Origin of the sequence: Bradyrhizobium sp. MOS002 (genome assembly GCF_003020115.1) — a bacterium.
In the GTDB taxonomy this organism is placed as follows: domain Bacteria; phylum Pseudomonadota; class Alphaproteobacteria; order Rhizobiales; family Xanthobacteraceae; genus Bradyrhizobium.
Genome location: NZ_PYFX01000055.1, coordinates 1 through 4,034 on the forward strand (window position 1 = coordinate 1; position 4,034 = coordinate 4,034).

Here is a 4,034-nt window from a genome sequence, read left to right on the forward strand (position 1 = left end):
CGTCCTTGTCCGGTAAGACGCGCCGGGCCTAACCATTCCCTGCTTTCCCCGTAAGGTTTGGCTGAGCCAGCATAGAGCGATTCTACAAGCGACTTATAGGTCTACGTCTCTGTGCAGCGGTCCTCTCGCTTCGGAGCAAAAATCCCATGTCGCGGGCCACACGTTTGACGGACGCGATATACCTTCCAAGCTCGGTCGCAATTTCACCCGCGGTCGAGCCAACGTTGATCATTTTGATCAGCGTCTGTAATTCGCCCTTGGTCCACTGCTTAGGTTTGTGGTTTCGCACGCGCCAAGCTCCAGTTCGTGCGGGAGAATGACAGAGTTGTTCCGTTCTTGGAACAACATGCTCACCAGATAAACTTCGGTTCGGCCGAATTCATGTTTGCAAACGAGACCAAACCGGCGCAGAAGTTTTCTCACCGGGCTGGCTGCCTATTTCACTTGATTCTTTTTAACTCGGCTTCATCTGACCACGCGCGGGCCGCGGCGATTTAACCGCCGCTGCGGCCTTCGCCGCATGGCCGCCAGCATGGAGCGGCGCTCTTGCAGGTACTCCTCGACGACGCGTCGAGCATCGAGCGCATGGACGGGCGAGAGCGCGAATCTGATCTTCGCCAATTGCGCTGCAATACAACTCAGGAGGTGGTATCTGCAGCTCAAACGGGAGTAGATATCGGCCAAGGGGCTCAGACGGCCGCATGATCTGTCTGCCGTGCGGCCCGGGCGTCGACCTTCATGGGCGCGCGTGAGCGCTGGACCATCGCCAGCGGCATACTAGTCAGCTTTTGGACTCGCCGGATCGGCGGCAGCAATCTGCAGTCCCGCTTCGTTGATAGCATCAGCAATTTGCTTAGCGAGCAGCTTGGCTTCTTCAATTCCAATTTTCGCGTGTGGGTGATGTCCAAAAAACGCGCAAATTGTCGTGGAGATGATCGTATTCACCTGGTGCGGATCAATCATTTTACGGCACTCGAACATGCGGACTGCTTTATCGACGATGAGCGCGCGTTGCGATCACCTTGCTGAACAACGTGGGCTCGCTCCCCTGGAGCTTAGCGCAGCGCTTAAGCGCGGCGACTTAGGCTGCGCACTCTAATTGCCCTGCCGCTTTCTTTCGACAGTCGGCCGCGTAAGCCCGAAGTCGCTCGATGGTCAGCGTGTCGTTTACGGCCCTCGCCAACCTCTCGGCCTTAATTGCTTGTTGCAGTAGGTGTTCCGCATTCGTCATGGGTCTCACCCTCCGGCGAGATTCCATTGTCCCTAACAGAGTGTGTAGCCGGTCACACTGCCGCGCTCTCTTCTCTCTTCAGCTGTCTGGATTGGACGATCCACCAATTGTCATCGCCGCGCCGGGCGCCTCAGGCCTTGATCGCGCATAGGCCTGCACAATGCAATCCGACATTTGCAATTGGCAGGTCGACCACAGATGCGGGCACTTAGACCGCTTGGCGATATCGTCGAATTCATCAATGCCATCGCGGGCAACCAATCCGCTCGCGCGGAATGCGACCATCGAGGGGGCACTTCTAGGCGATGCCGGAAACGGCTTCGCCGCCTTGGCATCGGAGGTCAAAGTACTTGCGGAGCAGACTGCGAGGGCACCCGCGAAATCGGCAGCAAATCACCTCTATTCAAGGAGCGACAGACGAGGTCGGTCGCCGCGGTCCGGCAGATCAGCGAAACGATCGAGCTGCTTTTGACGGCCGCAGCCGTTGCTGCGGCCGTGGAGGAGGAGGGGCCGCTACGCAGGAAGTTCCGCGAACGCGCAGCAACGGGCGCAGGGCATGCATGAGGTCGCGACCAACATCACCGACGTGCCGAGGGCGCACCGATTCGGCTCGGCGTGTGCCCGCCGAGTTGCTGTCGCTAGGATGACAAATCGTCCAAAGCCTTAAGTGGGGCTCCCCCGCGTTTAGCCGCCAAAACGTCAGTGTCAGCGCATCAATGCATGGAACCTTCGTTCCATCTGGGCATTTTCTGGGCAGAGTAGCTGCTGCTGGGAGAAACAAATGTCACAAGCTTTTCGAGAAGACGCACAAGTAGGGGTGGTTCAACCGTCAGTAGCCGGGATTTCCTGGGCTGCCGTCTTGGCCGGGGCCGTTGCGTCTCTCGCCCTTACGCTCGTGCTTCTATCCTTTGGCGCAGGCATGGGTTTCTCTGTGGTGTCACCCTGGGGCAATTCGGGTGTGTCCGCGACGACCTTCAAGATCGGAACTGGCCTGTTTTTCATCGTCATGGCGATGATCTCGTCCGCTGTTGGCGGTTATCTTGCCGGCCGTCTCCGTACGAAGTGGGTCGGCCTGCAGACGACCGAAGTGCACTTCCGAGATACGGCGCATGGCTTTTTGGCTTGGGCGGCCGCCTCGGTTCTCGGCGCCGTGTTGTTGGCTGCTCCTGCAACCACGCTGCTAGGCGGAACGCTTGCTGGCGCCACACAGGGAGCGGCGAACGCCGCACAGAATTCGCCGATGAGCGGCTACGTTGACACGCTACTGCGCACGGATAATCCGTCCGCCCAGGGCCAGCAGACTGGCGACAGCTCGCGTGGTGAGATGGTTCGCTTGTTCACTAACAGCTTCCACACCGGCAACGATGTCAGTCCTGCCGACCGCACCTACGTTGCAAAGGTCGTGTCTGCCCGAACGGGATTAAGCCAGGCCGACGCCGAGAAGCGAGTCAACGACGTCGTTCCTCAGGTTAAAACTGATCTCGACGCCGCGAGGAAAGCGGCCATGCACATTGGGATCTGGCTGACGCTTTCGCTGTTCATCGGCGCCTTCTCAGCGTCGCTGGCCGCGACCGAAGGCGGTGGGCTTCGCGACGGCACCTGGGGCAAGAAGGCGTACGCCCCTGCTATCAATCGCTAACTGATCCAAAACGAAAGGAGAGACATCATGCCGATTTTGCTTTGGCTCGTCGGGATCCCGATCCCGCTGATTATTCTCATCATGCTGCTGCGCTAAGCACGTCCACTTTTCGAAAACATCAATTCGCAAAACGGAGAAGGACGTATGTCCAAGTATCTCGTCGCCGCCTTGCTCACCACGGCGTTGTTCGCGTGCTCTGCATCGGCGCAAACCGCCTCGACAAAGTCTCCCGCTGATACTGCCGCCTCGTCGCATAAGGAAGGCGAATGGCGGGCTTCTAAGCTCGTCGGCGTCAATGTCTACCACGAAGCCAACGAGAAGATCGGCGACATCAACGAAGTCATTCTCGACAAGTCCGGCAAGACAGTAAACGTCATCCTTGGTGTTGGTGGATTCCTCGGTATGGGCGAGCATTATGTTGCTGTAGCATATGACAAGCTGAAGTGGGTCAACGAGCCCGTTCGCACGTCTACGACCACGCCGCCCGCCGAAAAGCCCACTGTAGGCGTTAACAATGCCGGTGCCGCGACTGGAGAAGTCAACCGCTCCAACCGGCCTGTGCGTGCAGCAAACGAAAACTGGTATCCTGATCATGTCGTCTACAACGCGACCAAGGACCAATTGAAGGCTATGCCGCAGTTCAAATACTGAGGCGGACTACGCCGCCTCGGACACTCGTCTCGAGGCGGCGATTTGTCGTACGTCTAGTGGCGACCCGCATGGTTTATCCTGGCGGCAAGTGGGGCTGCTAGTGATCAATGAAGCCTTGAAGGACCCGGCTTGCGAAGCTTGTCCAACCCTAGCATTGCCGCAAATTCTTCACGAGTGAGCAGCGCTTGGTCATGAGAGATCGATGAGCCTCTTCGCTGACCGTCTGACCGGCACACAACTGGCGACTGGATGACTTTTTGCTGTAGACCGCGCGGAGCGCCAACCCCCGAAATCGAAAGTTGAAGCGTCTTCAATTTCCGTTCGCCTCGCTCCAGGCGCGATAGCAGCTGCTCGATACTCCGTAGAGTTTGCTCGTGGGCTGAAGCTGTAGGCGTTTGCGTGTCGGTCATACGATCCTCCTCAGAGCCTGACCGGAAAAGGGTGAGCGGCTTTGGCTGGCCTGTGATTCCTTCGGATTTGCAAAGATTCGAGGGAGGACACCATGCCATGGAC

The 4,034-nt window shown here is 58.2% G+C and carries 5 protein-coding genes; 3 read left to right on the forward strand and 2 right to left on the reverse strand.

Going from position 1 to position 4,034, the window contains the following annotated elements; all coding sequences use genetic code 11:
• Positions 1-777: 777 nt before the first annotated feature.
• Both C7G41_RS36720 and C7G41_RS38695 read right to left on the reverse strand, forming a co-directional pair.
• Positions 778-963 carry a hypothetical protein gene (locus C7G41_RS36720; RefSeq protein ID WP_106947062.1) on the reverse strand — a complete coding sequence of 62 codons (186 nt, stop codon included), beginning with the start codon at positions 961-963 and terminating at the stop codon, positions 778-780.
• 346 nt (positions 964-1,309) lie between these two features.
• Positions 1,310-1,516, reverse strand: a complete 207-nt coding sequence (locus C7G41_RS38695; RefSeq protein WP_245446914.1) for a hypothetical protein — start codon at positions 1,514-1,516, stop codon at positions 1,310-1,312.
• Between C7G41_RS38695 and C7G41_RS38970 the strand changes: the two genes are divergently transcribed.
• The 3 genes from C7G41_RS38970 to C7G41_RS36735 all read left to right on the forward strand — a co-directional run bounded on the left by C7G41_RS38970 (position 1,473) and on the right by C7G41_RS36735 (position 3,521).
• On the forward strand, positions 1,473-1,703 hold the full coding sequence (locus tag C7G41_RS38970; protein ID WP_306768103.1) for a methyl-accepting chemotaxis protein: 231 nt from the start codon (positions 1,473-1,475) through the stop codon (positions 1,701-1,703). The two genes, C7G41_RS38695 and C7G41_RS38970, sit on opposite strands and share 44 nt — an antisense overlap.
• Before the next feature lie 309 nt (positions 1,704-2,012).
• Positions 2,013-2,870: a hypothetical protein gene (locus C7G41_RS36730; protein WP_106947060.1), complete on the forward strand. Its 858-nt coding sequence runs from the start codon at positions 2,013-2,015 to the stop codon at positions 2,868-2,870.
• 144 nt (positions 2,871-3,014) lie between these two features.
• Positions 3,015-3,521 (forward strand): PRC-barrel domain-containing protein, encoded by a 507-nt coding sequence (locus tag C7G41_RS36735; protein ID WP_106947061.1) that lies wholly within the window; start codon positions 3,015-3,017, stop codon positions 3,519-3,521.
• The last annotated feature ends 513 nt before the right edge of the window (positions 3,522-4,034 follow it).

Bases quoted from the DNA above. Each gene is read 5' to 3' on its own strand.
- C7G41_RS36720 (WP_106947062.1), bottom strand. From the start codon at position 963: ATGATTGATCCGCACCAGGTGAATACGATCATCTCCACGACAATTTGC.
- C7G41_RS38970 (WP_306768103.1), top strand. From the start codon at position 1,473: ATGCCATCGCGGGCAACCAATCCGCTCGCGCGGAATGCGACCATCGAG.
- C7G41_RS38695 (WP_245446914.1), bottom strand. From the start codon at position 1,516: ATGGTCGCATTCCGCGCGAGCGGATTGGTTGCCCGCGATGGCATTGAT.
- C7G41_RS36730 (WP_106947060.1), top strand. From the start codon at position 2,013: ATGTCACAAGCTTTTCGAGAAGACGCACAAGTAGGGGTGGTTCAACCG.
- C7G41_RS36735 (WP_106947061.1), top strand. From the start codon at position 3,015: ATGTCCAAGTATCTCGTCGCCGCCTTGCTCACCACGGCGTTGTTCGCG.